We start from the raw sequence: 26125 nt of genomic DNA, 5'->3' as shown, positions 1-26125 counted from the left end.
GCGGTCCCTCACGTCCTGCGGTCGGCGTCCTTGCTGGGCTGGACGCGCTTGGGCTCCCCGGCCATCTTCGGGTGGTTGGGCGGGTAGGGCAGGTCGCCGAGGCCCCGGTCCCGTTCGTCCCGGTCGGCCCGCTCCAGCAGGTCCTCCAGCCCGAACGCCGCGTCGTCGATCGCCGCGTGCGGGTCCCCGATCGCGGCGAACCGCCCGGGCATCGTCGCGACCGTGAAGTCCTCCGGGGCGATGTCGGGCAGCTCCTGCCAGGTCACCGGGGCCGACACCGGCGCGTGCGGGAGCGGGCGGACGCTGTAGGCCGCCGCGATCGTGGCGTCGCGGACGTTGCGGTTGAAGTCGATGAAGACCCTCGCGCCGCGCTCCTCCTTCCACCAGCTGGTGGTGACCAGGTCCGGGGCGCGGCGCTCCACCTCCCGCGCGAACGCGATCCCGGCCCGCCGCACCTCGGTGAAGGTCCACCGCGGCGCGATCCGCACGTACACGTGCAGGCCGCCCTGCCCGAGGTCTTGACGAACCCGGTGAACCCCAGCTCGTCCAGCAGCTCCCGGACCGGGCCGAGCGTGACCCGCACCGCGTCGCCGAACCCCGTCCCCGGCTGCGGGTCCAGGTCGATCCGCAGCTCGTCGGGGTGGTCGGGGCGGTCGCCGCGCACCGCCCACGGGTGGAACGTCAGCGTCCCCAGGTTCGCCGCCCAGGCGATCACCGCGGGCTCGGTCGGCATGACCTCGTCGGCGGTCCGCCCGCTGGGAAAGGTGATCTTCGCGGTCGGCACCCACTCCGGCGCCCCCTTGGGGACGCGCTTCTGGTAGAAGGCGTCCGCGCCCCGGAAGTCGCCGCGGGTGGCGAGCCTGGCCCCCTCGAACACGCCGGAGGGCCAGCGTTCCAGCGTGGTGGGCCGGTCCCGCGTCGCGCGCAGGATCCCCTCCCCCACGGCCAGGAAGTACTCCACCACCTGCCGCTTGGTGTAGCCGTGCTCGGGGAAGTGGATCCGATCGGGGTTGCTGACGCGGACCGACCGGTCGCCGACCGGGATCTCGATGTGTGGCGAGGCCATACCGCGACGGTAACCCGCGGCTCCGACAGTCTCCGCGGGCGAGGTACCGTCGGAGCCATGGAGAAGATCCGCAAGAGCGAGGAAGAGTGGAAGGCCCAGCTCACCCCGGAGGAGTACCACGTCCTGCGTGAGGCGGGCACCGAGCGGCCGTTCACCGGCGAGTACACCGACACCAGGACCGTGGGGGTGTACCGCTGCCGGGCCTGCGGGACCGAGCTGTTCCGGTCGGAGGCCAAGTTCGACTCGCACTGCGGCTGGCCGTCGTTCTTCGCGCCCGCCGAGTCCGAGGCGGTGGTCCTGCTGGAGGACCGCTCGCACGGCATGGCCCGCACCGAGGTGCGGTGCGCGACCTGCGACTCGCACCTCGGCCACGTCTTCGAGGGCGAGGGCTACCCGACGCCGACCGACCAGCGGTACTGCATCAACAGCATCAGCCTCACGCTCGAACCCGCCGAGGGCTGAGCCCGGCGGCCGACCCCGGCCGCAACTCCGAGCGCCGTTCGAGCGTCTAACGCAGGGGGGACGGCGGGGTGAGGGGTGTGCCGATGAGCGACGAACCTGGGTCCGACGAACTCGGGGTCTACGAGATCGCCTACCTGTGCGGCGGTCCGACACGGGTGGCGCAGACCGCCCTGCTGGCGTTGCACGGGCACCGCCGCATCCGCATCCTGCACGGCGCCCACCGGGTGGAGGCCGCCGAACGGGAGCCGGGCGACGACGTGCTCCAGGCCGTCGTGCTCGCCGAGATCCCGCACGGGGGCCGTCCGCTGAACCAGCTGGTGGCGGCCGTCGCGGCGTCCCCGCCGATGGACGGGCTGGCCGGGACGCTCCAGGAGGCGGGCCTGCTGAGCCGCCCGCTGCTGGGCAGCCCCCGCCCCACCCGCCGGGGCCGCGCGCTGCGCAGGCGCCTGCGCGCCGAGCCCGGCGGGGAGCTGGCCCGGTTCGCCGCCCTGGGCACCCCCGGCATCGCCGAGGCCCGGCTGCGGGAGATGTTCGAGGCCCCCGAGCCCCGGCCGGAGAGGCCGCCGCGCGGCTGGGCCGGGCGGGGCCGCGGCGACGCGAACCCCGCCCCCGACCGCGCGGGCGGCGGCGGCCTGCGCTTCGGCGGCCGCCCCGACTAGCGGGTCCGGCTAGCGGGTCTCGCCCACCTCGCAGTCGTCCTTGTCGCTCTGCTTGTTGGCGACCACGACGCTGCCGTTGCCCTCGCTGGTGGCGTGGACGAACACGCGGGGGCTGGTCTCGCCGCCGTCGGCCAGGAACTGCGTGGTCCACTCGCACAGCGACACGGCGGGCCCGGAGTTCTCGTCGTCCTCCTCCAGGTCGGTGTAGACCCGGACGATCGAGTCGCCGCTGCGGCTGATCTTCTTGACGTGCCTGGTGACCTTCTTGTCGGGGTCCTTGCGCTGGAGGTAGGGCAGGGCGTCCGACACGTCGTCGGGGTCCCCGGCCAGCTCGGCGGGCTGCGGCGGGGCCGGGGTCGCCGCGCCGCGCGGGGTGTCGCGCGCGACGGCGACGGCCCCGGCCCGCCCGGCGTTCGTGCCCGGATCCGCACCGGTCGCCGACAGGGCCGCGGCGGCGGCCACCGCCAGCAGCGCCACGGCCCCGGTCCCGGCCCCGGCCGCCACGAGCCTGCGCCGCCCGGCCTCCCCCGGCGACGCGTTCTTGACCCACCGGTTCCAGCGGGCGGTGATTCCGGACGACGGCTTGGCGTGCCTGCCTCGGGCGTGTTTGGGGGGAGCTGAGGTCACGGCCAGCACTTTACTGCGCCTTTGCCGCACGTTAGCCCTAGTTCGGACAACCGGAATCCGGCGTGCCACCGCCCCCATCCCGGGACGGCGGCGGCACTCTCACCATCAGGGGAGGTTCGCGACGAGTTCCGCGACGGGCAGGCGGCGCCCGGTGTAGAAGGGGACCTCCTCGCGGACGTGCCGCCGGGCCTCCGAGCCGCGCAGGTGCCGCATCAGGTCCACGATCCGGTACAGCTCGTCGGCCTCGAACGCCAGCATCCACTCGTAGTCGCCCAGCGCGAACGACGCGACGGTGTTGGCCCGCACGTCGGGGTAGTCGCGCGCCATGTACCCGTGCTCGGCGAGCATCTTGCGGCGCTCCTCGTCGGGCAGCAGGTACCAGTCGTAGGACCGCACGAACGGGTACACGCACACGTACCCGCGCGCCTCCTCCTCGGCCAGGAACGCCGGGATGTGGCTCTTGTTGAACTCGGCGGGCCGGTGCAGCGCCATCTGCGACCACACCGGCTCGCTGGCGCGGCCCACGGCCGTGCGGCGGAACCGGCTGTAGGCGTCCTGCAGGTCGTCGGAGCCCGGCGCGTGCCACCAGACCATGTAGTCGGCGTCGGCGCGCAGGCCCTGCACGTCGTACACGCCGCGGACGACGACGTCCTTCTCGGCCACCTGGTGGAACAGGTCCTGGACCTCGGCCGCGTCCCCCTCGGTGATCCGCCCGGTGTCCCGCACCCGGAACACCGACCACATCGTGTAGCGGATGACCTGGTTGAGGTCGCGGGCCTTCGGCCGCTGCTTGTCAGCCGCCGGCTTCCCGGCGGGCTTCTCCGTCGCTCCCATGCCTCAATTCTCCCCGACCCCCCAGGTGGTCCAGCACCCGGGTGGCCGCGGCGCGCGCCGAGGCGACGCAGGCCGGGATGCCGAGACCGTCGTAGGCGGCCCCGGCGACGGCCAGGCCGGGCTGCGCGGCGACGGCGGCGCGGACGCGGGCGACGCGGTCGGCGTGGCCCACGTCGTACTGCGGCAGGCCGCCGCCCCAGCGCGTCACGCGGGTCTCCACCGGCAGTTCGGCGACGCGGGCGGTCACGGCCAGCTCGGTCATGGCGGCGGCCGTCAGCTCCTCGTCGGAGCGCTGGAGGGCGTGCTCCTCGCCGTAGCGGCCGATCGAGCAGCGCACCGCCAGCAGCTCCGGGGCGCGGTCGCGCAGGTGCGGCCACTTCACCGAGCTGAACGTGACCGCCTTCACGTCCCGGCCCTCCACGGCGGGCACCAGGTAGCCGCTGCCGCGCGGCAGGCGCGGGAAGGCGGTGGCCGGGTACACCAGCGTGACGATCGCCATGCTGGCGTAGTCGATGCGGGCCAGCTCGCGGGCGGCGGCGGGGACCTCCTCCGACAGCAGCCGGGCGGCGGGCGCGGCGGGCACCGCGACGACCACGGCGTCGGCGTCGACGCGTTCGGGGTCGCGGGCCGAGCCGACCGTCAGCCGCCAGCCGTCCGGGGTGCGGCGCAGCTCGCGGACCGTCGCGCCGGTCCGCACGGCGCCCCCGGCGGCCTCGACGTCGGCGGCGACCAGGTGCGGCAGCGTGCCCAGGCCGCCCGGCAGGGTCGCGAACACCGGCCCGGGGTCGGCGGGCGCGGCGGCGCGGATGCCCCGCACGGCGTTGATCAGCGACCGGTGGCCGCGCGCGGCGGTCGCCACGGCGGGCAGCGTCGCCTCGAACGACAGCCGTTCGGCCCGCCCGGCGTACACGCCGCCCAGCAGCGGCTCGACCAGGCGGTCCACGACCTCGCGGCCCATCCGCGCGCCGATGAAGTCGGCCACCGACACGTCCGCGCCGCGCCGGGTCTCGGGCAGCACCAGGTCCAGCGGGACGCGGGCGAGCCCGGCCGGGGACAGCACCTGCGCGGAGGCCAGCGCCCGCAGGTCCGACGGCACGCCCATGACCTGTCCGGACGGCAGCCTGCGCAGCGCGCCGTGGCTGAGGATCGCCGAGGAGGTGGTGCCGGGGTTGACCAGGTCGTCGCCGTGGCCCAGCTCGCGGACCAGGTCCAGGGCCTCGGGGCGGCGGGCCAGCATCGCCTCGGCGCCCTCGTCCACCGGCAGCCCGCCGACCTCGCTGACCTGGAGTTTCCCTCCAACGCGCGGCGACCCCTCCAGCACCGTCACCCGTACCCCGCCGCGGGCCAGCAGCCGCGCGGCGGCCAGTCCGGCGATGCCGCCGCCGATCACGACGACGTGGCCGGAGGCGTGCGGGGAGGCGGGTGGGAAGGTGGGCGCGGAGGTCATGCCTCCACCATGGCAGACGGGTCCGCCGGACCGGTAAACGGGTCGTCGTGACCCGCCCGCGCCCCTACCGTGCCCGGATCGCGACCGGCGCCCAGGAACGGTGACCTGCGCCACACCGTCGAACCGCCATGCGGACCGCGACGAAGACCACGACCATCCCGGCCCCGCTGCCGGCCCTACTGCTGGCCCTGCTGCTGGCGGCCCTGCTGGCCGCGTGCAGCGGCGGCGGGGAGTCGGCCTCCTCCGGGGCCCGGGCCCGCCCCGAGGCCCCGCGGGCGGACGGCGGGGCCGCGACCGGGCGGCCGGCCGCCGCGCCGGCGCGTTCGATCATCCACCGGGCCCAGCTCCGGGTCCGCGCCCCCGACGTGGACGCCGCCTCCACCCGGGCCAAGCAGCTCACCGCGGCGGCGGGCGGCTACGTGGCCGACGAGCGGACCTCCACCCGCCCGGCGTCGGCGACCCTCACCCTCAAGATCCCCGCCGACCGGTACCCGGCGACCCTCGACCAGCTCGCCGCGCAGCTCGGCACCCGGCTGTCGCTGAGCCGGCAGTCCGAGGACGTCACCGGCGAGGTCGCCGACGTCGACAGCCGGGTGCGGTCGGCGCGCTCCACGCTCGACTCGTTCCGCAGGCTGCTCGGCCGGGCCGGCTCGATCGACGAGGTGATCAGGGTCGAGAAGGAGATCGCCGAACGCCAGGCCGACCTGGAGGCGCTCCAGGCCCGGCAGAAGGCGCTGCGGCAGGGCACCGGCCACGCCACCGTGACCGTCGAGATCGGCGCGCCGCCCAGCACGCCGGTCGCCGAGCCCGACCGCAGGGGCTTCGTCGGCGGGCTGACGACCGGCTGGAGCGCGTTCACCGCGTTCGTGTCGGGCGCGGCGACCGTGCTGGGCGTGCTGCTGCCGTTCCTGCTGCCGGTCGCGGCCGTCGGCGTCCCGGCGCGGATCCTGTGGCGGCGGACGCGGGCCCGGCGGCCGGCCGAACCCGGGCGGGACGGTTAGCGGGCGCTCGCCTCGTGGACGAAGTCGGCGAGGCGGGCCAGCATGTCGGGGTCGGTGGAGGGCAGCACGCCGTGGCCGAGGTTGAACACGTGGCCCTCGGCGGTGCGGCCCCGGTCCAGCACGTCGCGGGCGCGGCGCTCCACGACCTCCCACGGCGCGAACAGCACCGCCGGGTCCAGGTTGCCCTGCAGGGCCTTGCCCGGCGGGACGCGCCGCACGGCCTCGTCCAGCGGCACCCGCCAGTCCACGCCGACCACGTCCGCGCCCGCCTCGCCCATCAGGCCCAGCAGCTCGCCGGTGCCGACGCCGAAGTGGATCCGCGGCACGCCCAGGTCGGCGACCTCGTCGAAGATGCGGCTGGTGTGCGGCAGCACCGACTCGCGGTAGTCCTGCGGGGCGACCGCGCCCACCCAGGAGTCGAACAGCTGGACCGCGCTCGCCCCGGCGGCGACCTGCACCTTCAGGAACGCGATCGTGATGTCGGCCAGCCGCTCCATCAGCGCGTGCCACAGCTCCGGCTCCCCGTACATGAGGGCCTTGGTGTGGTCGTGGTTCTTGGAGGGGCCGCCCTCGATCAGGTAGGAGGCCAGGGTGAACGGCGCGCCCGCGAACCCGATCAGCGGGGTGGACCCGAGCTCGCCCACCAGCCCGCCGACCGCCTCGGTGACGTAGGGCACGTCGTCCGGCTCCAGCGGGCGCAGCGTCGCCAGCCCGGCGGCGTCGCGGATCGGGTCGGCGATCACCGGGCCGACGCCGGGCTTGATGTCCAGGTCGATCCCGATCGCCTTGAGCGGCACCATGATGTCGCTGAAGAAGATCGCCGCGTCGACCGCGTACCGCCGCACCGGCTGCATCGTGATCTCGACGATCATGTCGGGCCGGGTGCAGGACTCCAGCATCGCCACGCCCTCGCGGACCCGCAGGTACTCCGGCAGCGACCGGCCCGCCTGCCGCATGAACCACACCGGGGTGTGCGGCACCGGCCGCCGCCGGCACGCGCGCAGGAACGGACTCCCGGCGAGTCCGGCGGATTCGTCTCGGCCCACGGTCGGCCCCTCAGCGTCAACAGCCACCCCACGATGGTCCCACGGTCACCCCCGTGGGGCGCACCGGCCCGGCCGGAGCGGCGGCGGAACGGGGCCGCCCAACGTTTCCGAGAGTTCCCGAGTTCCGGACACGCCGAGCCAAGTCCCACATTCTGTCACCGCCGCGTGCCAACGTGATCCGTGTCATAGCCGAGGGAGGTTCCGTGTACTGCTCCGCCTGCGGCGACGAACGCGTCTTCGAGCGGCCGCCCTGCCCCGACGGGCACGGCGCCGACTGCCCGGAGTGGATCTGCACCGACTGCGGCGCCGCCGTCCTGGTCGACCAGGGACCGGTGCGCGCCGCCTCCTCCCCTCGCCCGTCCCTGCCCACCACCCCCGCGTCCGGCCGGACCGCCGCCCGGCGGCCCCTCGCCTGACCGGCCGGATCTGAGACGAAACCCTGTGCTGTGCCTGCATCCCCGCCCCCTCCCCCCGTCCTCGCGACCCGCCCGCCCCGCGCCCCGCGCCCTCCGGCCGGGCCGCCGATGATCCCCGAGCCGTTCGCGCGCGCCCGCGACACGCTGCGCGCCATCCTCGACGGCCCTCCGCTGCGCCCGGAGCTGGAGCTGGAGGACATGCCCGCGCCGCAGCGGCTGGCGCCCTACGCCGCCGCGCTGTCGGCCACCGTCTACCGCGAGGGGACCGGGCCGGGCGGCGACGGCACCGAGGAGACCGAGGTCGCCTCCGGGCGGCTGATCGTGCTCTACGACCCCGAGGGCCGGTCCGGCTGGACCGGCGGTTTCCGGATCGTCGCCTACATCCGCGCCGACCTGGACCCCGAGATCGCCGCCGACGAGCTGATCGGCTCGGTGGCCTGGTCCTGGCTGCTGGAGGCGCTGGAGCCCGCCGGGTACACCGGCGAGTCCGGGACGATCACCCGCGCGGTGTCGGAGTCGTTCGGCGACAAGGCCGGCGAGCCGCCCTCCACCGAGCTGGAGCTGCGCGCCTCCTGGTCCCCCGCCGCCGACGACCCGGCCGCCACGATCGCCGGGCACGTGGCCGCGTGGTGCGAGGTCATGGCCAGCACGGCGGGGCTCCCGCCGGTCGGCGTCAGCGTGCTGCCGGACCGCCCCGGCGGCACCGGCCGCTGAGCGACGTACGGTAGGGAGCGTGGGTAGCACAGCGAAGGCGGCAGGGGAGAGCGCGCAGAACGTGGAAGTGTCCGACACGGCGGACCCGCCGCAGGAGGCCCCGCCACAGGGGGCCCCGGGGCAGGAGGTCCCGCAGCAGGAGGCGGCGTCCGCCGCGAAGCCGTTGCTGGAACCGAGGGAGGGCGTGCCTCCGGTCGTGACGACGCCCGCGGAGCTGGACCGGGTGGTCGCCGCGTTCGCCGCGGGCACCGGCCCGGTCGCCGTGGACGCCGAGCGCGCCTCGGGCTACCGGTACGGGCAGCGCGCCTACCTGATCCAGCTTCGCCGGGCGGGCGCGGGCACCGCGTTGATCGACCCGGTGGCGGTGCCGGACCTGGCGGGGCTGGGCGCGGCGCTGGCCGACACCGAGATGGTGCTGCACGCCGCCAACCAGGACCTGCCCTGCCTGGCCGAGGTCGGGATCGTTCCACGCCGGCTGTTCGACACCGAGCTGGCGGGGCGGCTGCTGGGCTACCCGCGGGTGGGGCTCGGCTCGATGGTCGAGAACATCCTCGGGTTCGCCCTGGAGAAGGGCCACTCGGCGGCCGACTGGTCGACCCGGCCGCTGCCGGAGGACTGGCTGAAGTACGCGGCGCTGGACGTCGAGCTGCTGGTGGAGCTGCGCGACGTGCTCCACGAGAAGCTGGTGGAGACCGGCAAGCTGGACTGGGCGCTGGAGGAGTTCGCGGCGATCCTGGCGACGCCGCCCAAGCCGCCGCGCGCCGACCCCTGGCGGCGCACCTCCGGCATCCACCGCGTCCGCAACCGGCGCGGCCTGGCGGTCGTCCGGGAGCTCTGGCTGACCCGCGACCGCATCGCCCGGGAACGCGACCTGTCCCCCGGCCGGGTCCTCCAGGACGCCGCGATCGTGGAGCTGGCGGTCCGGCAGCCCCGGTCCCCGGCCGACCTGACCGAGATCCCCGCCATGCGCAACCGGGGCGCGCGGCGGCACCAGACCGCCTGGCTGAAGGCCGTCGCGCGGGCCCGCGCGCTGCCCGACCGGGCGCTGCCGGAGGCGAACCTGCCCGGCGACGGCCCGCCGCCCGCGCACCGCTGGGCCGAGCGCGACCCCGCCGCCGCCGAACGCCTCAAGGCCGCCCGCGCGGTCGTGGCGGCGCTGGCCGACGAGCACTCGCTGCCGACCGAGAACCTGATGCAGCCCGACTCGGTGCGGCGGCTGGCCTGGTCGCCGCCGCCGGAGGTGTCGGCGGCGGCGGTCGGCGCGGCCCTGCGGGAGATGGGCGCGCGGCCCTGGCAGGTGGCGCTGGTGGCGACGCCGATCGCCAAGGCGTTCCTGCGGCTGGAGAGCAAGGACCTGGGCTGAGGACGGTCCGCCCGCGACCCCCGCCGGGCCGGTGGGGCCCTACAGGTCCGGCAGGGGGTCGCGCGGCAGGCTGTCGCGGTCGAAGACCTCGGCGTCGGCGGCGTTGACCACCGCGACGTACTCGTCGTCGATCTCGAAGCACGCCCCGGCGAACTCGAACGACGCGCCGCCGCCGGTCTCCACCGGACCCAGCCGGGTCCCGCGCCGGTAGCTGCCCCAGACCGTCTTGGGACGGCTGCGGCTCAGCGAGCCGGTGGACAGCACCGTGATCTGGTCGTCGGTGACGACGAACAGGAAACCCGAACCGCCGCCGTAGGTGGTCGCGGGGAAGAGGTAACGGATCTCGTCCTCTAGCCCTAGGAACTCGCGGACCCGGTCGCGCACCGGACGTGGCACCGGCATGGTGTGGGGCACCTCCCCCGGAGGATTCGGTCGGCTTCGACCGAACCAATCATGCCCCGACCGGTCAGACCGTGACCAGTCCGTCAGACCGCCGCCAGCGCCACGGTCGGCGCCAGCCGCGCCGCCCGCACCGCCGGGTACAGCCCCGCCACCACGCCGATCGCGACGGTCGCGGCGAGCGCCCCGCCGGGGGCCCACGGCGGCACGACCGGCGGCCACCCCCGGTACACCGCGAACGCGACGGTCACCGCCGCGCCGAGCAGCACCCCGGCGGCGCCGCCGAGCCCCGACAGCAGCAGCGACTCGGCCAGGAACTGCGTGCGGACCTGGCCCCGCGTCGCGCCCAGGGCCCGGCGCAGCCCGATCTCCCGGCGGCGTTCCAGCACCGACACGACCATGGTGTTGGCGACGCCGACGCCGCCGACCAGCAGCGCGACCGCGCCCAGCCCGAGCAGCAGGCCGGTGAACGCGCCCGCCGCCGCGGCCTTGGCCGCCAGCGCGTCCGAGGGCCGGGACACCTCGACCTCCTGGGGGTTCTCGGGGTTGACGGTGGCGGCCAGCACCGCGCGCACGTCCTCGACGGCGTCGTCGGCGGACCGTTCGTAGATGGTCGTGGGATGGCCCTCGAACCCCAGGTACCTCTTGGCGGCCTCCCAGCCGACCAGCGCGGACCGGTCGATCTCGGGGGCGAGCTCGGCGGTGCCGAGGACGCCGAGGACGGTGAACCAGCGCCCGCCGAGCCACACCTGGGTCCCGGGGCGTTCCACGCCGAGCCGCCGGGCGGCCTCCGCGCCCAGCACGACGCCGGGGTGGCGGGAGTTGGCGGCGTTCAGCCAGGTGCCGTTGCGCATGCCGACGCCCAGCGTGCGGGGCAGGTCCTCGGTCGCGGCCTGGACGGCGATCCCGCCGGTGACCGACGCGGGGATGCGGTCGGTGCGCCGGACGGTCGCCTCGACGCTCCCGGTCGCGCCGACCGCCGTGACCGGCCCGATCCGGGCGACCATGGCCGGGGCCTTCTCGGGCAGCTCGGCGTCCTCCCCGAACAGGGTGTCGCCCGGCTTGACGGTCAGCAGGTTGGTGCCGAGCCGGTCCAGCCGCCGCAGCAGGTCGGCCTCGCTGGAGGAGGAGATCCCGATGACCGCGACCATGGTGGCGATGCCGATCGCGATCCCCAGCGCCGACAGCAGCGCCCGGGTGGGGCGCGCCCGCAGTCCCGCCAGCCCGACCCGCAGCACGTCGCGCCAGGTCATCCGTGCGGGGTTCATCGCGCCCCCACCTCCGTCCGGTCGCCGGTCCGCTCGTCGGCGACGATCAGTCCGTCGCGCACCCGGACGCGGCGCGGCGCGTGCGCGGCGACCTCGCCGTCATGGGTGATGATCGCGACGGTGGTGCCGGCCGCGTGCAGGTCGTCCAGCAGCCCGAGCACCTCGGCCCCCGACGCGCTGTCGAGGTTGCCGGTGGGCTCGTCGGCCAGCAGGAGGTCGGGTCCCCCGACCACGGCCCGCGCGACGGCGACGCGCTGCTGCTCGCCGCCGGACATCTGGTGGGGCCGGTGCTCCTTGCGGTGGCCGAGGCCGACCCGCTCCAGCGCCGCCGCCGCGCGTTCCCGGCGCTCCCGCGGCGGAACGCCCGCGTACAGCAGCCCGTCGGCGACGTTGTCCAGGGCGCTGACCCCGGCGGCCAGGTGGAACTGCTGGAACACGAACCCGATGTGCCGGGCCCGCAGCGCCGACAGCGCCCGGTCGCCGAGCGCCCCGCCGGTCCCGTCGGCCACGGTGTGCCCGGCGATCCGCACGACGCCCGAGGTGGGCCGGTCCAGGGTGCCCACGATGTGCAGCAGCGTGGACTTGCCCGATCCCGACGGCCCCACGATCGCGACCATCTCCCCGGCGCGCACCGCCAGGTCGACCCCGCGCAACGCCTCGACGCCCCCGTAGCTGCGGGTCACCCCGGCCAGTTCGACGATGCCGTCCTTCATTCCGCGGGCACCCCGACCTTCATGCCCTCGCGGAGGCCGCCCCCGCCGACCTCCACCCGCCCGCCGCCGAACACGCCGGTGGTGACGGGCGCGATCCGCTTGGCCGCGCCCTCGACGACCTCGACGCCGAAGCCGCCCTCGCGCAGCGCGAGCAGCGCCTCCAGCGGCACCGACAGCACGTTCCGGCGGCGTTCGCTCTCCATGGTCACGCTCACCGGGGCCTGGTCGAGGTTCCCGGTCCGCGCGTTCCGGTCGAGGGTGATCTCGACGTCGATCGTGGTGGACTGGTCCTGCTGGTCGCCGCTCTTCTCGGCGACCGTCCCGATCTCACTGATCCGTCCCTTGACGGTCCGGCCGCCGGGCAGCTCCACGGTGACCGGCGCGCCCCTGCGGGCGAGCTGCTGCTTGCCGGCGTCGAGGTCGACGTGCACCTGCCGCCGCGTTCCGCTGACGGTCAGGACGGGCTGCCCGGCCCCCGTGCGGGCGCCCTCGGGCGCCTTGACGGTCTTGACCCGCACGGCGCCCGGCAGGAACACGACCTGCGCGGGCGTGACGGCGCCGGTCTCCGCCAGGCCCCGGTCGTCCTGCCACTCCCGGACGGCGTCGGCGGTGACGGCGGTGAACTCGCCGTCCACCGTCAGGTCGCCGCCGTACCCGAGCGCGGCGAGGTTCTTCTCCAGCTGCCGCACGTCGGCGCCCTCCACCCCCTCCTGGAGGGTCCGGTACATGGGGGTGGAGCCGTACATCAGCGTGACGGGCCTGCCGTCGACCTTCAGCAGGGTCCTTCCGCGGGCGATGGCGTCCCCCTCGTCCGGCGCGGCGGTCACGGTCCCCGACGCCCCGGTGCGCACCTCGCGTTCCCCGGAGTAGGTCAGGGTGCCGTCCACGCTCTCGGTGTCGACGATGTCCTGGCGTTCCACGGTCGCGGTCCCGGTCCGCACGGGCGCCTTGGCCTGCGGTTCCTCCCCGTCTCCCGCGAAAGCGAACGCGGCCCCGCCCCCGGCGACGACGACCACGGCCGCCCCCACGACCACCGCGCGCCTCACCGCTTCCGTCCGGGGGCCAGGTGCTGGCACGCCTGCTGCGCCTTCTGGACGGTCTCGGGGTTGCCGCCGCTCTTCATCCGCAGCCGCATCCCCTCGCCCGGCTTGGGGTCGGGCATGTCGACACCGTTCTGGCGCATGCACTGCGCGAACCTGACCATCTGGTCGTGGATCTTGGGGTCGTCGACGTCCGGCATCTCCCCGCCGGCCTTGAGGATCGGCTGGCACTTCTCCATGGCCGCCTCGACCTTCCCCTCCTCCCCCTTCCGGCTCTTGATCTGCACGCCCCGCTCGCCGCCGGGGTCGGGCATGTCGACACCGTTCTGGCGCATGCACTGCGCGAACTTCAGCCGCGCGTCCTCCGGCTTGAGCGACGGCGACGCCGAGGCCCCCTTGCCCGGCCCCCCGGCACTGGCGACCCCGTCGCCGTCCTTCTTCCCACCACAGGCGGCGACCGAGGCCAACGCCACGACCCCCACGATCCACATCCGGGCTCTCATGCGTTCCTCTCCGCCGGGACGGGCGCCCCGGCGAGAGCCATGAGATCCCCGGAGGGGTTAAACCTCGGTTAGCCCGTGGCCCTGCCGGGCCGGAGGGTGGTCGCCAGGGGCCAGATCAGGCTGTAGATGAGGATCTTGGTGAGCGGGTTGAGCCAGACCAGCAGCGGGGCGCCCCGGTCGGGGCCGCCGACCAGCGCCACCAGGCCGAAGATCATGCCGGCGCTCACGGCGTAGGCCAGCAGGAACCGGAGCCAGGAGGTCCAGGCGTCCACCACGGCCGCGCGGCCGTGCGGGGCGGGGCGCGGCGGTGGTACGGCCGCTCCGAAGCGGCGGGCGAATCCGGCGTCGGCCCAGCGGACGGTGCGGTGGCCGTAGACCACGGTGAGGCCGAGGTAGGCCGCCGACAGGCCATGCCAGACGGTCGGCTCGGCGCCGTCCCTGACGCTCAGGACGGTGGCCCCCAGCAGGACGAGGTCGGTGAGCGGCACGCACGCCAGCAGCACGGCCCCCAGCGTCCGCCGGCCGGCGGCGTAGCGCGCGGCCAGGCCGCCGGCGAGGAGGACCCAGAACAGCACATCACAGGCGAGGATGACGGAGAGGATGGCGACGGCTCCCGGTGCGGTGGCTTGATCATCGTGATTCTGCACCGCCACCGGTGCCGCCCGTATCGGCCGCCGGGACCGGACCCTCGTACTGCTTTCGTAGGACCCTCCCCCGCGGTCTAGGGGTGTTCGAGGCTCAGGGCGACGCCGAAGGCGGTCGGGGTGTTCTCGGTGGTGGTCAGGGGGCGGGTGATCCTGGCGGTTTCCACGCAGACGAACTCGGTGTAGCCGTCGTCGGGCACGTCGGCCATCTCGGTGGACAGCTTCGCGCCCGGGTTCCAGGCGACGGCGTCGCTGGCGTCGTGGTGGCGCACCTCGATGGTCCGGCCGAGGGTCGGGTCGCGGACGAGGGCGGCGTCCTGCGGGCGGGTGTAGATGCGGTCGACGTGGCCCGGGAACGTCAGGTCCCCCCGCTGGACGCCCTCCGCGCCGTCCCGCACCTTGTCGATGTAGTGGTCGCCCAGGCCGGAGACGCTCACCTGGTCGGCGGCCCCGACGCGGAAGTAGGAGTGCAGGGCGCCGGTGCTGGTGTGGTCGCCCTCGGCCGTCAGGGTGATCTCGCACTTCCGTCCCAGGGTGAAGCGGGCCGTCAGGGTGAAGTCGTGCGGCCACAGCTCGCGGGTGCGCGCGTCGCTCCGCAGGGTGAGGGTCAGGTGGACGGCCCCGGCGGTCTCCTCGTGGGCGTCGAGCGTCCACGCGCTGATCCGGGCGAAGCCGTGGGACGGGCTGCTCACCGGGCCGAACCACGGCCAGCAGATCGGGACGCCGCCGCGCACGGCCTTCCCCTCGCGGAACGCGGAGGCGCCGCTCAGCCACAGCACGGGCCGCTCGCCCGCCGGCTGCCACGCGATGAGCTGGGCCCCCTGCAGGGTGAGGGCGGCCCTCGCCTCGGGGTGCTCGACCACGACCACCGGCAGGTCCGCGAGGCGGCGCAGGGTGAGGGAGGGGGACCGCCGCTCAAGGACCGGCAGGGAGAAGGCGTCCACGGTGTTTTCGGTCATCCGATGATTCTCCGCAGTCGGGCGGGTCCGCGTCGAGCGAGGGTGGCGCGGCGTGGTGCAGAACTGCCAACTCCGGTGCCGTTCTCATGGTGATCAGTGCCGAAATTCGCGGGGTTCGGCAGTGGTTCGGCGCGCGAGCTGGGCTGGTCCTCTCGGGGCGGGCCGGCGGGGGGTTGCCGGGGGCCGGAACGCCGGTTTACCGTGTTCTCAATTTATAGGAAACCTTACTAATAGTTTCCGCTCGCGACTGACTCGGGGTTCGGGGGAGCACCACCACCGGTTTTCCCTATGCACCACTGGAGTGGGTTTGCGCCGCCATCTCGCCCTCGCCCTTCTCGCCGTCCTGCTGTCCGCCCTCCTCGCACCGGCCGGCGCCCGCGCCGACGCCGCGCCGACCGCGACGTTCACCAAGCCCGCCGACTGGGGTTCGGGCTGGGAGGGCCGGTTCACCCTCACCAACGGCTCCGCCACCGCGATCAACGGCTGGCGGATCGAGTTCACCCTCCCGGCCGGGACCACCCTGGGCTCCTCCTGGGACGCCCAGCTCACCTCCGCCCCGCCCAGGTACACCTTCCGCAACCAGGGCTACAACGGCACGATCCCGCCCGGCGGCTCGGTCACGTTCGGGTTCCTGGGGAACGGGCCGGGCAGCCCGCAGGACTGCACCTTCAACGGCGCCCCCTGCACGGGTGCGCCCGGAGGGCTCGGCGCGCCCGGCGCTCCTGCGGTCACCGCGCGGACGGACGCGTCGCTGACGCTGTCGTGGACGGCGGGCAGCGGCTCCCCCAGCGGGTACCGCGTCTACGAGGGCTCCACGGTCCGGGCCACCGTCGGCGGCACCACCGCCACCCTGTCCGGGCTCGCGAAGTGCTCGACCCACACCTACACCGTCCGGGCCTACGACGCCGACGGCGAGTCCCCCGCCAGCACGGCCGTCACCGGCACCACCTCCGGCTGCGCGACCGGGCCGCTGCCCAGGCACTTCCTCACCGGCTACTGGCACAACTTCGAGAACGCCGCCCGCGAGCTGCGGTTGTCGGAGGTGCCGAACGAGTACGACCTGGTCGCCGTGTCGTTCGGCGAGGCCACCGCCAGGGCGGGCGAGGTCTCCTTCCGCGTCGACCCCGGCCTGTCGACCGCGCTCGGCGGCTACACCGACGCCCAGTTCAAGGCCGACGTGGCCGCGCTCAAGGCCAGGGGCAAGAAGGTCATCCTGTCGGTCGGCGGGGAGAAGGGCGCCATCCGGGTCGCCGACGCCGTCGCCGCGACGGCGTTCTCCACCAGCGTCCACGCGCTGATGAACGAGTACGGCTTCGACGGCGTCGACATCGACCTGGAGAACGGCCTCAACCCCACCTACATGGAACAGGCCCTGCGCCAGCTCCACGCCAGGACCGGGACCGGCCTCATCATCACGATGGCGCCGCAGACGATCGACATGCAGTCCACCGGCGGGTCCTACTTCCAGCTCGCGCTGAAGATCAAGGACATCCTCACCGTCGTCCACATGCAGTACTACAACTCCGGCGCGATGCTCGGCTGCGACCAGAAGGTGTACTCCCAGGGCGGCGTCGACTTCATGACCGCGCTGGCCTGCGTCCAGCTGGAGAACGGCCTGCGCCCCGACCAGGTGGCGCTGGGGCTGCCCGCCGGGCCCGGGGCCGCCGGAGGCGGCGTGGTCGCGCCGTCGCTGGTCAACAACGCGCTGGACTGCCTGGCCAGGGGCACCTCGTGCGGCTCCTTCAAGCCCGCGCGCACCTATCCCGACATCCGCGGGGCGATGACGTGGTCCATCAACTGGGACGTCACCAACGGCGGCGGGTTCGCCCGCGCCGTCCGCCCGCACCTGGACACCCTGCCGTAGAGGAGCCGGTCATGCGCAGAATCTGGGTCCTGGCGGTCCTGGTCGCCGGGCTGCTGGTGGCGACCGGCCCGGCGCACGCGGAGAACGTGCTGTCCAACGGCGGGTTCGAGACCGGGTCGCTGTCCGGGTGGAGCTGCTCGGGCGGGTCGGTGGTGTCCTCGCCGGTGCGCACCGGATCGCACGCCCTCGCCGGAGGCGTCACCTCCGGCGACAACGCCAAGTGCACGCAGACGGTGAACGTCAAGCCCGGCACCGCCTACACGCTGTCGGCGTGGGTGCGCGGCAACTACGTCTACCTGGGCGTGACCGGCGGCTCCTCCACCTGGACGCCGTCGGCCGCCTCCTACACCAAGCTCACGCTCTCCTTCACCACCGCCGCCGACCAGACCTCCGCGCAGGTGTTCCTGCACGGCTGGTACGGCGCGGGCGCCTACCACGCCGACGACGTCGAGCTGGACGGCCCCGGCGGCGACCCCCAGCCGGGCGTCCCCGGCAGGCCCGGCACGCCCCGCGCCACCACCGTCACCGACGACTCGGTCGCGTTGACCTGGACGGCCGCGACCGGGACCGTGACCGGCTACCGCGTGTACGAGGGCTCCGGCGTCAAGGCCACGGTCACCGGCGCCAACGCCACGTTGCCGGGCCTGGCGGCGTGCAGCACCCACACCTACGCCGTCGCCGCCTACAACGACGCGGGCGAGTCGCCCAGGTCCGAACCCCTCACCGTCACCACCACCGGCTGCACCGACGGCGGCCTGCCCAAGCACGCCCTCATCGGCTACCTGCACGCCAGCTTCGCCAACGGCTCGGGCTACGTGCGGATGGCCGACGTCCCCCCGGCCTGGGACATCATCAACCTGGCGTTCGGCGAACCCACCTCGCCGACCTCCGGCGACATCCGCTTCGCGCCGTGCCCGGCGAGCGAGTGCCCCAACGTGGAGAGCGAGGCCGACCTCACCGCCGCGATCCGCGCCAAGCAGGCCCAGGGCAAGAAGGTCCTGATCTCGATCGGCGGCCAGAACGGGCAGGTGCGGCTCACCACCGCGGCCGCGCGCGACGCGTTCGTCCGGTCCGTCTCCTCGATCATCGACCGGTACGGGCTGGACGGCCTGGACGTGGACTTCGAGGGCCACTCGCTGTCGCTGGACCCCGGCGACACCGACTTCCGCAACCCCACCACCCCCGTCGTCGTCAACCTGATCTCGGCGTTGAAGACGCTCAAGGCCAGATACGGCGCGAGGTTCGTGCTGACGATGGCGCCCGAGACGTTCTTCGTCCAGGTCGGGCACCAGTTCTACGGCGGCTCCGGGGGCGGCGACCCGCGCACCGGCGCGTACCTGCCGGTGATCCACGCGATGCGCGACGCCCTGACGGTGCTGCACGTCCAGGACTACAACTCCGGTCCGGTGATGGGGCTGGACGGCCAGTACCACCAGATGGGCGGCGCGGACTTCCACATCGCGATGACCGACATGGTGAAGGCCGGGTTCCCGGTGGCGAACACCGGGCACACCTTCCCCGGCCTGCGCCCCGAGCAGATCGCGTTCGGCCTGCCCGCCGCCGTCAGCGCGGGCAACGGCCACACCCCGCCCGCCCAGGTCCACCAGGCCCTCAACTGCCTGGTCAAGGGCCAGCAGTGCGGCTCCTACACGCTGCGCGGCGGCCCCTCCCCCGCGCTGCGCGGCCTGATGACCTGGTCCATCAACTGGGACCGCTACTACGGCTGGGAGTTCATGAACAGCCACGAGCCGTTCCTCAACGCCCTCCCCTGACCCTCCGCCTCGCTCCCCCGAAGTAGGTGTTCGGCATGCGCCGACTGATCGGAGTCCTGCTCAGCCTCATCGTCGTCACGTCCCTCGCCACCGCTCCCGCCCGGGCCGCCGACCGGCTCACCGCCGCGTTCTCGCTGTCCGGCACCACCGGCAAGTACGTGGTCAGCAACCCCGGCACCGCCGCCGTCAGCGGCTGGACGCTCGTGTTCGAGCTGCCCGCCGGGGTGACCGCGGGCAACGCCCAGCACGCCGCCCTCACCCAGAACGGGACGCGGGTCACCCTCACCCCGGCCCACTACATCGACACCGTCCGCGCGGGCGGCAGCACCGAGCCCTACAGCCCGACGTTCTCGCTGAGCTCGGCCGTGCAGCCCATTAAATGCACGCTGAACGGCGCCAACTGCGACGGCACCGGCGAACCGCCGCCCGCCTCGGCGGGGGTCACCGCCACCTACTCGGTCAGCGGCACACGCGCCAGGTTCGTGGTCTCCAACAAGACCACCGCCGCGCTCAACGGCTGGTCGATCGTGTTCGACCTGCCCGACGGGGTCACCGCCTCCCAGGCCGACCACGGCTCCCTCACCCAGAGCGGACGCACCGTCACCCTCACGCCCGCCCACTACAACACCACCGTCGGCGCGGGAAGGACCACCGAGCCCTACAGCCCGACGTTCACCGTCAGCCGTTCCGGAGCCGAGCCCACGAGCTGCCGCGTCAACGACGCCAACTGCGACGGCTCCGCCGACAGGGCCCCCGGCGCGCCCACCGACCTGCGCTCCCCCGTGAAGACGACCAGAACGGTGTCCCTGACCTGGACCGCGGCCACCCCCGGCAGCCTCCCCGTCGCCGCCTACGAGGTCTACAACGGCTCCACCCTGGCCACCACCGTGCCCGAGACCGGCGCCACCGTCACCGGCCTGTCCCCGAACACCGAGTACACGTTCACGGTGAAGGCCCGCGACCGCAAGGGCACCCTCTCCCCCGCCAGCGAACCCCTCAGGGTCAGGACCAACGACCCGGCCGACGACGCCCAGGCGCCCTCGGTCCCCGGCGGCCTGCGCGCCACCGGCAAGGACGCCTCCAGCGTCAAGCTCGCCTGGAACGCCTCCACCGACAACACCGGCGTGGCCAACTACGACGTCCTGCTGGACGGCAAGGTCGCCGCTACCGTCACCGGCACCACCGCGACGGTCGCGGGGCTGTCGCCCTCCACCGCCTACTCGTTCGCCGTCCGGGCCCGCGACCTGTACGACAACCTCTCGGCCGCCTCCCCGGCGGTCAGGGTGACCACCGACGACATCGTCACCGGCCACGCCCGCGTCGGCTACTTCGTCCAGTGGGGCGTCTACGGCCGCCAGTACTTCGTCCGCAACCTCGACACCACCGGGAACGCCGCCCGGCTGACCCACATCAACTACGCGTTCGGCAACATCCACCCGACCGAGCTGACCTGCCTCCAGGGCGTCACCAAGGGAACGACCTCCGACCCGCAGGACCCGAACCAGGGCGACGGGGCCGGGGACGCCGAGGCCGACTACGGGCGGCCGTTCAGCGCCGCCCAGTCGGTGGACGGGCAGGCCGACACCGGCTGGGAGAAGCTGCGCGGCAACTTCAACCAGCTCAGGAAGCTCAAGGCCAAGCACCCCCACCTGAAGGTGCTGATCTCCCTGGGCGGCTGGACCTACTCCAAGTACTTCTCCGACGTGGCCGCCACCGACGCCGCCCGCAAGAAGTTCGTCAGCTCCTGCATCGACGTCTACATCAAGGGCAACCTGCCGCTCTACAACGGCGCGGGCGGGCCGGGCGCGGCCGCCGGGGTCTTCGACGGCATCGACCTCGACTGGGAGTGGCCCGGCGCCGAGGGCCACCCGGGCAACCACGTCGGCCCGAACGACAAGGCCAACAACACCCTGCTGATCGCCGAGTTCCGCCGCCAGCTCGACGCGCTGACCAGGGAGACCGGCAAGCGCTACCAGCTCACCGCGTTCACCCCCGCCGACCCGGCGAAGATCGCCGCCGGCTGGGACCTGCCCCGGGTCGCCGAGCACCTGGACATCTTCAACGTCCAGGGCTACGACTTCCACGGCGCGGGCAGCGACAACTCCTGGGAGCCGAACCGCACCGGCCACCAGGGCAACCTGCACGCCGACGCCGACGACCCCTACCCGTTCCACTTCAGCGTCGAGAGCGCCGTGCAGACCTACCTGGACGCCGGCGTCCACCCCCGCAAGATCACCATCGGGCTGGCCTACTACGGGCGCGGCTGGCAGAACGTGGCCGACGGCGGCAGGCGCGGCGAATGGCAGAGCGCGCGCGGCGCGGCCCCCGGCCAGTTCGCCGAGGAGGCCGGAACGCGCGGCTACGCCAACCTGCTGTCCGGCGTGCCCGGCTGCACGGTGGCGCACGACGAGCAGGCCGTCGCCACCTTCTGCTTCACCGGCGACAACGGCCAGTGGTGGAGCTTCGACGATCCCTGGTCGATCGGGAAGAAGACCGCCTGGCTGCGGAGCAAGGGCCTGCTCGGCGCCATGATCTGGGAGATGTCGGGCGACCCCGGAGTCCTCACCAGGGCCCTGGACGACGGGCTGCGGTAGCCCTCCCCGCGCGGGGCCGGTGCCAACCCGCCCACTCCCCGGCACCGGCCCCGTCCCCCTCGGCCATGGCCGGGCGCGGCGCCGGTGCCGGGGAGTGGGCGGAGGTCGCCGGGTCCTATCCCCGGCGCGGCCTGTAGGCGCGGGGCAGCCTCAGGTGGTTGGCGGCCATGACCCGGCGCAGGCGGTCGGGGTGGTCGGTGATGAGGCCGTCCACGCCGTCGTCGATGAGCTTCTGCATGGTGGGCTCGTCGTTCACGGTCCAGGGGATGACCTTCAGCCCCAGGCGGTGGGCGTCGGCGACCATCTTCCTCGTCACGTAGGGGCGGTAGCCGGGGTCGGTGACCTTGCCGTTCTGCGGGAAGCCGTGGACGGGCGAGAACGCGTCGGCCCCGAAGCCACGGACCGCCTTCAGCGGGTCGCCGCCGAAGTCGTCGATGTCCAGGCCGCCGAGCCAGGGCGACGCGCCCGGCTGGCCGGTCTGCAGGAAGTCGTAGTTGGTGAGGGCGACCAGGGGCAGGCGCGGCTCCACCCGGCGCATCAGCATGAGCGCGCCCCAGTCGAAGCTCTGGATCGTCACCTGGCGCAGCAGCCGGGCGCGGCGGACCTCCCCGGCCGTGACGCGGACGAACTGCTCGCGCGGCGCGGTCTCGTGCGGCGCCCCGGCCTCGACCTTGGTCTCGACGTTGAGCTTCACCCCGTGGGCCCGGTACCGGTGGACCAGCCCGAACACCTCGCGCAGCAGCGGCATCCGCGCGCCCGGCGCCGCCCTCTGCCCGGGGTACTCGGCCAGCGTCTGCGAGCCGCAGTCCATGGTGCGCACCTGCGCCAGCGTCAGCGTGTTGATGTACTTGCCGACATAGGGGAACTCGGGGTCGCCCGGCGTGGCCGGGGCGGTGTCCCGGCACTTGCGCGGGTTGATCCGGCGGTCGTGGGTGACCACGGCCTGCCGGTCCTCGGTGATCTGCACGTCGAGCTCCAGCGTGCTGACGCCGAGCTCCAGCGCGTTGGCGAACGCGGGCAGGGTGCTCTCCACCACCAGCCCGAGCCCGCCCCGGTGCGCCTGGAGATCGAAGGAACGCCGGTGCGCCCCGTGCTCCCCGTGCTCCCCGTCCGCCGCGTGCGCCGGGACCGCCGCCATGACGGCCGTTCCCGCGAGCGCCGCGGCGACGGCCTGACGCCATCCGCTCATGAGGGGTACCCGCCCTTCCGTGATCGTTGCCCGGGCCACGATCCCGGCGGAAGGTGAGCCGCGGGCGAACCTCACGTGATCGTCCCCGGAACGGCCGCCGGACGCCGAGGGCGGACCGGCTTTCGGCCGCTTCCGGCCGCCGGGGCGTCAGGCCGCGCCGGAGTACAGGGCCGCCAGGAAGCGGACCAGCAGCGCCTCGCGGGTCTCGGGGGGCAGGGCGTCCAGGATCGCGTTGACGACGGCCATCTCCGGGTCGCCGCCGCCCGCCGGGTCCACGCCGACACCGGCGAGCAGCGCGGCGAAGTCGGCGTCGCCCACGGCGTCCAGGTCCATGGTGGCCAGCGCGTCGACCAGGTCGGCCGGGACGTCGGGCGGCCCGGCGGCGCGGGCGTCCGCGGCGGCGCCGGCCAGGGCCTCCAGCAGCGCGTCGATGTCGGTGACGCCGGTGAGGGTGAAGTGCAGGCTGGCGGGGACGCCCCGGTGGCTCGGCTGCGCCTGGAAGAACCAGCCCCGGGCGCGCGCCCGGTCGGCCAGCACGAACACGTCCAGCGCGGGGTCGTCGGAGGCGACGGCGACCAGCGGCACCGCGGGCTCGCCCAGCACGCGCAGCCCGGGGATGCCCGCCACCCCCGCGACCAGCGCGTCGGCGCAGCGCATCGCGGTCGCGGCCAGGTCCCGGTACCCCCGCGCGCCGACCGCGTTGAGGGTCGCCCAGGCCGCGGCCAGCGGGCCCGCGCTGCGGCTGCTCTGGACGGTCGCGTTGATGACGGGGTAGCCGGGCCACTCCGCCGAGGCGAAGTAGGCGTGCCGCCGCAGCGCCTCGTCGGCGTAGAGGACGACCGAGGCGCCCTTGGGGGCGTAGCCGTACTTGTGCAGGTCGCAGGAGATCGAGGTGACGCCGGGCACCGACAGGTCGAACGGCGGCACCGCGCGTCCGGTCTCGCGCAGCCACGGCAGGACCCAGCCGCCGACGCAGGCGTCCACATGGCACGGGACGCCGGCCTCGGCGGCGACGGCGGCGATCTCCGGGACCGGGTCGACGACGCCCTGGGGGTAGGACGGGGCCGAGGCGACGACCAGCGCGGTCCGGGGCGTCAGGGCGGCGCGCACCGCCTCGGGGCCGGCCCGGAACGTCACCGGGTCGACCGGGACGGGCACGGTCTCCAGGCCCAGGTAGTGCGCGGCCTTGTGGAACGCCGGGTGCGCCGTCACCGGCAGGACGAGCTGGGGCCTGCCGTCCACCGGGCGGGCGTCGCGGGCGGACTTGACCGCCAGCATGATCGATTCGGTGCCGCCGCTGGTGAAGATGCCGGGGGTGGCCGGTCCGCCGCCCAGGCGTCCGGCGACGGCGGCGACGACCCGCCGCTCCAGCGCGACGATGCTGGGGAAGGCCGTGGGATCCAGGCAGTTGACCTCCAGCATCTCCAGCTGGGCGGCGGCGGCCAGGTCGTGCACGGCGGCCCGCCCGGTGTCGTAGACGTAGGCGGTGACCCGGCCGCCGCGCACGGGCAGGTCCGCCTCGCGCAGGCGGGCCAGGTCGGCGAGGACGTCCGCGGCGGGGCGCCCGTGTTCGGGCAGCGCGTGTTCAGGCGTCATGGCGGCGGTGCTCTCCCGGAGGTCGGTGGGCGGCGAGGCGGCGGTAGGCCAGCAGCGGGAAAACGCTCAGCAGCAGGAGCGCGGCGGGCACGAGGGTGAATCCGGCGGTGAGGCCGACCAGGGCCGTGTCCGGCTGCCGCACGGGGGTGTCCAGGTCGGGGGAGCGGAACGACGTCACCGCCAGGACCAGCGCGAACACGCCGGGCCCGAGGGCCATCGCGCCGGTCTCGGCGGCCGTCCACAGCCCGGTGAACGCGCCGGACTGCGCGTGCCCGGTGCGGGCGGCGTCGGCGCGCACGGTCTCGGGCAGCAGCGACAGCGGCAGCAGCTGGACCGCCGCGTAGCAGACGCCGACCAGCGCGGTCAGCGCCAGCACCGGGACGACGGCCCCGGCGGTGACGGCGGGCCACAGCGCGGCGTCCGCCGCGGCGAACGCCGCCACCGCCGCCAGGTAGCAGCGGACCTGGCCGTGGCGGCGCGCCAGCATCCGCCACAGCGGGACGGCGACCGCGCTCGGCCCGACCAGGCACACGAACATCACCGAGGTCAGGCCGGGGTCGTCCAGCCGGTAGGCCGCCGCGTAGGGCGCGCCGGCCAGCATGACCGCCACGGCCAGCGACTGCGCGGTGAACGCGCCGAGCAGCGCGAAGAACGGGCGGTTGCCGCGGGCGGTGCGCCACGCGGCGGCCGGGCCGAGCGGCCGCGGCCCCTGCCGCGACGGGATCCAGCGGGTGGCCAGCGCGGCGGCCGCCATCGCCGCGCCCATGACGAGGCCGACGACCACGCCCATCAGCGCGTATCCGGCGCGTCCTCCCCCGGCGGCGGCCGCCAGGGCGGGCGCCAGGCCGCCCGCCAGCAGGATGCCGGCGGTCAGGCAGACGACGCGCCACGCCATCGCGCGGCCGCGCTCGCCCGGCTCGCCGGAGATCTCGGCGGGCAGCGCCACGTACGGCACCTGGAAGCACGCGAACGCGGTCGCCGCCAGCAGGAACGCCACCCCCGCCCAGCCCGCCGCGAACCCCGGCGCGCCGACCGGGACGGCGAACATGGCGGCGAACGGCACCGGCAGCGCCACGGCCCCGGCCAGCAGCAGCCGGGTGCGCCGCCCGGTCCGCACCGCCTCCCGGTCGCTGGCCGCGCCGACCAGCGGGTTCAGCAGCACGTCCCACGCCTTGGGCGCGACGAGCACGGCGCCCGCGACGGCGGCGGAGACCCCCATGACGTCGGTGAGGTAGTAGAGGAGCAGCAGGCCGGGGACGGTCGAGAACACGCCGGTGCCGACCGAGCCGACGCCGTACCCCAGCAGCCGGCGGCGCGGCAGGGCCGCCGTCGCCCCGCCCGCCGTCACTCCACCGCCCCGTCCAGCCGCAGCGCGGCGGCGACCATGCGGCGCAGGTGGGAACGGAACCGGATCAGCGCGGCGGGGTCGTCGATCCGGCGCCGCCGCCCCGCCGAGTCCAGGACGCCGCCGCGGCAGAAGCCGTGGGTGCACCAGACGACGCTCCACACGACGTACTCCACGTCCACCTCGCCGCCGACCACCCCGCCGACCGCCCCGGTGACCAGGTCCATCAGGGACCGCACGTAGCGGCCCTCCAGGTCGGCGATGTCGGCGGCGTCCGACAGCCAGCGGCGCATCCACAGCGCGGGGATCTCGGGGTGGGCGACGCAGAAGTCGACGTAGCGGTCCAGCAGCCGCAGCACGCCGTCGGCGTCGGGGGTCAGCTCGGCGACGGCCGCCTCCAGCGCGGAGCGCTCCCGCTGGTGGGCGCGCTCCATGACGGCCAGGTACAGGTCGCGCTTGCCGCCCACGTGGTAGGCGACGGTGGCGATGTTGAGCCCGGCGGCCTCGGCGATCAGGCGGGTGGAGGCCCCGTCGTACCCCAGGTCGGCGAACAGCCGGGTGGCCGCGTCGAGGATGCGCTCGCGGCCGGAGTCGCTGGTCATGG

The 26125-nt window shown here is 74.6% G+C and carries 24 protein-coding genes and 1 pseudogene; 9 read left to right on the top strand and 16 right to left on the bottom strand.

All coding sequences use genetic code 11. The features are described from left to right. Positions 1–8: 8 nt before the first annotated feature. Positions 9–1066 (bottom strand): annotated as a pseudogene (locus tag HNR61_RS50460) (DNA polymerase domain-containing protein). Between the two features lie 57 nt (positions 1067–1123). Here HNR61_RS50460 and msrB point away from each other — a divergent pair. Beyond that, the gene (msrB, locus tag HNR61_RS18700; protein ID WP_067833036.1) at positions 1124–1528 is read left to right on the top strand and encodes a peptide-methionine (R)-S-oxide reductase MsrB; all 405 of its coding nucleotides are present in this window, start codon (positions 1124–1126) and stop codon (positions 1526–1528) included. A gap of 83 nt (positions 1529–1611) precedes the next feature. Then, the gene (locus HNR61_RS18695) at positions 1612–2187 is read left to right on the top strand and encodes a TIGR04222 domain-containing membrane protein (RefSeq protein ID WP_182844413.1); all 576 of its coding nucleotides are present in this window, start codon (positions 1612–1614) and stop codon (positions 2185–2187) included. Positions 2188–2196: 9 nt separating this feature from the next. On the opposite strand, the gene HNR61_RS18690 is transcribed toward HNR61_RS18695, so the two are convergent. From HNR61_RS18690 to hemG, 3 genes are all read right to left on the bottom strand, one after another. Continuing rightward, positions 2197–2814, bottom strand: coding sequence for a hypothetical protein (locus HNR61_RS18690; RefSeq protein ID WP_182844412.1), 618 nt, complete (start codon positions 2812–2814; stop codon positions 2197–2199). 105 nt (positions 2815–2919) lie between these two features. Further along, complete coding sequence (hemQ, locus tag HNR61_RS18685) at positions 2920–3648, bottom strand: hydrogen peroxide-dependent heme synthase (RefSeq protein ID WP_182844411.1); 729 nt, start codon at positions 3646–3648, stop codon at positions 2920–2922. Further along, positions 3608–5095, bottom strand: coding sequence for a protoporphyrinogen oxidase (gene hemG / locus HNR61_RS18680; protein WP_182844410.1), 1488 nt, complete (start codon positions 5093–5095; stop codon positions 3608–3610). Before hemG ends, hemQ begins: the two co-directional genes overlap by 41 nt. A 128-nt stretch (positions 5096–5223) precedes the next feature. Here hemG and HNR61_RS18675 point away from each other — a divergent pair, with 128 nt between their 5' ends. After that, the gene (locus tag HNR61_RS18675; protein WP_182844409.1) at positions 5224–6096 is read left to right on the top strand and encodes a DUF4349 domain-containing protein; all 873 of its coding nucleotides are present in this window, start codon (positions 5224–5226) and stop codon (positions 6094–6096) included. Here the strand turns inward: HNR61_RS18675 and hemE are convergent. Further along, on the bottom strand, positions 6093–7100 hold the full coding sequence (gene hemE, locus HNR61_RS18670; RefSeq protein ID WP_220509551.1) for a uroporphyrinogen decarboxylase: 1008 nt from the start codon (positions 7098–7100) through the stop codon (positions 6093–6095). The two genes, HNR61_RS18675 and hemE, sit on opposite strands and share 4 nt — an antisense overlap. Positions 7101–7345: 245 nt before the next feature. Here hemE and HNR61_RS18665 point away from each other — a divergent pair, with 245 nt between their 5' ends. The 3 genes from HNR61_RS18665 (at position 7346) to HNR61_RS18655 (ending at position 9635) form a co-directional block, all read left to right on the top strand. Further along, positions 7346–7558: a hypothetical protein gene (locus HNR61_RS18665; protein ID WP_067824312.1), complete on the top strand. Its 213-nt coding sequence runs from the start codon at positions 7346–7348 to the stop codon at positions 7556–7558. A gap of 108 nt (positions 7559–7666) precedes the next feature. Then, positions 7667–8272, top strand: a complete 606-nt coding sequence (locus HNR61_RS18660) for a DUF3000 domain-containing protein (protein ID WP_182844407.1) — start codon at positions 7667–7669, stop codon at positions 8270–8272. 163 nt (positions 8273–8435) lie between these two features. After that, the gene (locus tag HNR61_RS18655) at positions 8436–9635 is read left to right on the top strand and encodes a ribonuclease D (protein WP_220509550.1); all 1200 of its coding nucleotides are present in this window, start codon (positions 8436–8438) and stop codon (positions 9633–9635) included. Positions 9636–9674: 39 nt separating this feature from the next. Here the strand turns inward: HNR61_RS18655 and HNR61_RS18650 are convergent, their stop codons facing one another. The 7 genes from HNR61_RS18650 to HNR61_RS18620 all read right to left on the bottom strand — a co-directional run bounded on the left by HNR61_RS18650 (position 9675) and on the right by HNR61_RS18620 (position 15161). Further along, positions 9675–10037, bottom strand: a complete 363-nt coding sequence (locus tag HNR61_RS18650) for a hypothetical protein (RefSeq protein ID WP_182844406.1) — start codon at positions 10035–10037, stop codon at positions 9675–9677. Between the two features lie 83 nt (positions 10038–10120). Continuing rightward, the gene (locus HNR61_RS18645) at positions 10121–11302 is read right to left on the bottom strand and encodes an ABC transporter permease (RefSeq protein ID WP_182844405.1); all 1182 of its coding nucleotides are present in this window, start codon (positions 11300–11302) and stop codon (positions 10121–10123) included. Continuing rightward, positions 11299–12015 carry an ABC transporter ATP-binding protein gene (locus tag HNR61_RS18640; protein ID WP_182844404.1) on the bottom strand — a complete coding sequence of 239 codons (717 nt, stop codon included), beginning with the start codon at positions 12013–12015 and terminating at the stop codon, positions 11299–11301. The genes HNR61_RS18645 and HNR61_RS18640 overlap by 4 nt, the downstream gene beginning before the upstream one ends. Beyond that, positions 12012–13061 carry a peptidoglycan-binding protein gene (locus HNR61_RS47875; RefSeq protein ID WP_312897962.1) on the bottom strand — a complete coding sequence of 350 codons (1050 nt, stop codon included), beginning with the start codon at positions 13059–13061 and terminating at the stop codon, positions 12012–12014. The genes HNR61_RS18640 and HNR61_RS47875 overlap by 4 nt, the downstream gene beginning before the upstream one ends. Then, on the bottom strand, positions 13058–13558 hold the full coding sequence (locus HNR61_RS47870) for a hypothetical protein (protein ID WP_182844403.1): 501 nt from the start codon (positions 13556–13558) through the stop codon (positions 13058–13060). Before HNR61_RS47870 ends, HNR61_RS47875 begins: the two co-directional genes overlap by 4 nt. Positions 13559–13626: 68 nt before the next feature. Next, positions 13627–14133 carry a hypothetical protein gene (locus HNR61_RS18625; RefSeq protein WP_182844402.1) on the bottom strand — a complete coding sequence of 169 codons (507 nt, stop codon included), beginning with the start codon at positions 14131–14133 and terminating at the stop codon, positions 13627–13629. Between the two features lie 146 nt (positions 14134–14279). Further along, positions 14280–15161, bottom strand: a complete 882-nt coding sequence (locus tag HNR61_RS18620; RefSeq protein ID WP_182844401.1) for a D-hexose-6-phosphate mutarotase — start codon at positions 15159–15161, stop codon at positions 14280–14282. A 307-nt stretch (positions 15162–15468) separates the two neighbouring features. On the opposite strand from HNR61_RS18620, the gene HNR61_RS18615 reads away from it, so the two are divergent. The 3 genes from HNR61_RS18615 to HNR61_RS18605 are packed head-to-tail and all read left to right on the top strand — an operon-like array spanning position 15469 to position 21391. Further along, the gene (locus HNR61_RS18615) at positions 15469–17025 is read left to right on the top strand and encodes a chitinase (RefSeq protein ID WP_220509470.1); all 1557 of its coding nucleotides are present in this window, start codon (positions 15469–15471) and stop codon (positions 17023–17025) included. An 11-nt stretch (positions 17026–17036) separates the two neighbouring features. Then, positions 17037–18797: a chitinase gene (locus HNR61_RS18610; RefSeq protein WP_182844399.1), complete on the top strand. Its 1761-nt coding sequence runs from the start codon at positions 17037–17039 to the stop codon at positions 18795–18797. A 35-nt stretch (positions 18798–18832) separates the two neighbouring features. Then, positions 18833–21391: a glycosyl hydrolase family 18 protein gene (locus HNR61_RS18605; RefSeq protein ID WP_182844398.1), complete on the top strand. Its 2559-nt coding sequence runs from the start codon at positions 18833–18835 to the stop codon at positions 21389–21391. A gap of 115 nt (positions 21392–21506) precedes the next feature. Here the strand turns inward: HNR61_RS18605 and HNR61_RS18600 are convergent, their stop codons facing one another. The 4 genes from HNR61_RS18600 to HNR61_RS18585 all read right to left on the bottom strand — a co-directional run bounded on the left by HNR61_RS18600 (position 21507) and on the right by HNR61_RS18585 (position 26123). Then, positions 21507–22580 carry a glycerophosphodiester phosphodiesterase family protein gene (locus HNR61_RS18600; RefSeq protein WP_182844397.1) on the bottom strand — a complete coding sequence of 358 codons (1074 nt, stop codon included), beginning with the start codon at positions 22578–22580 and terminating at the stop codon, positions 21507–21509. Positions 22581–22727: 147 nt separating this feature from the next. Continuing rightward, positions 22728–24176 carry a pyridoxal phosphate-dependent decarboxylase family protein gene (locus HNR61_RS18595; protein ID WP_182844396.1) on the bottom strand — a complete coding sequence of 483 codons (1449 nt, stop codon included), beginning with the start codon at positions 24174–24176 and terminating at the stop codon, positions 22728–22730. Then, a complete protein-coding gene (locus HNR61_RS18590; protein WP_182844395.1) occupies positions 24166–25524 on the bottom strand; it encodes an MFS transporter in 1359 nt (452 codons plus the stop codon). The genes HNR61_RS18595 and HNR61_RS18590 overlap by 11 nt, the downstream gene beginning before the upstream one ends. Next, positions 25521–26123: a TetR/AcrR family transcriptional regulator gene (locus HNR61_RS18585; RefSeq protein WP_182844394.1), complete on the bottom strand. Its 603-nt coding sequence runs from the start codon at positions 26121–26123 to the stop codon at positions 25521–25523. The genes HNR61_RS18590 and HNR61_RS18585 overlap by 4 nt, the downstream gene beginning before the upstream one ends. Positions 26124–26125 lie beyond the last annotated feature (2 nt).

The sequence above is a fragment of the Actinomadura kijaniata genome (assembly GCF_014138665.1).
Lineage (GTDB): Bacteria > Actinomycetota > Actinomycetes > Streptosporangiales > Streptosporangiaceae > Spirillospora > Spirillospora kijaniata.
Note: the sequence above shows the minus strand (reverse complement) of the source record. Positions and strands in the feature narration are given on the sequence as shown.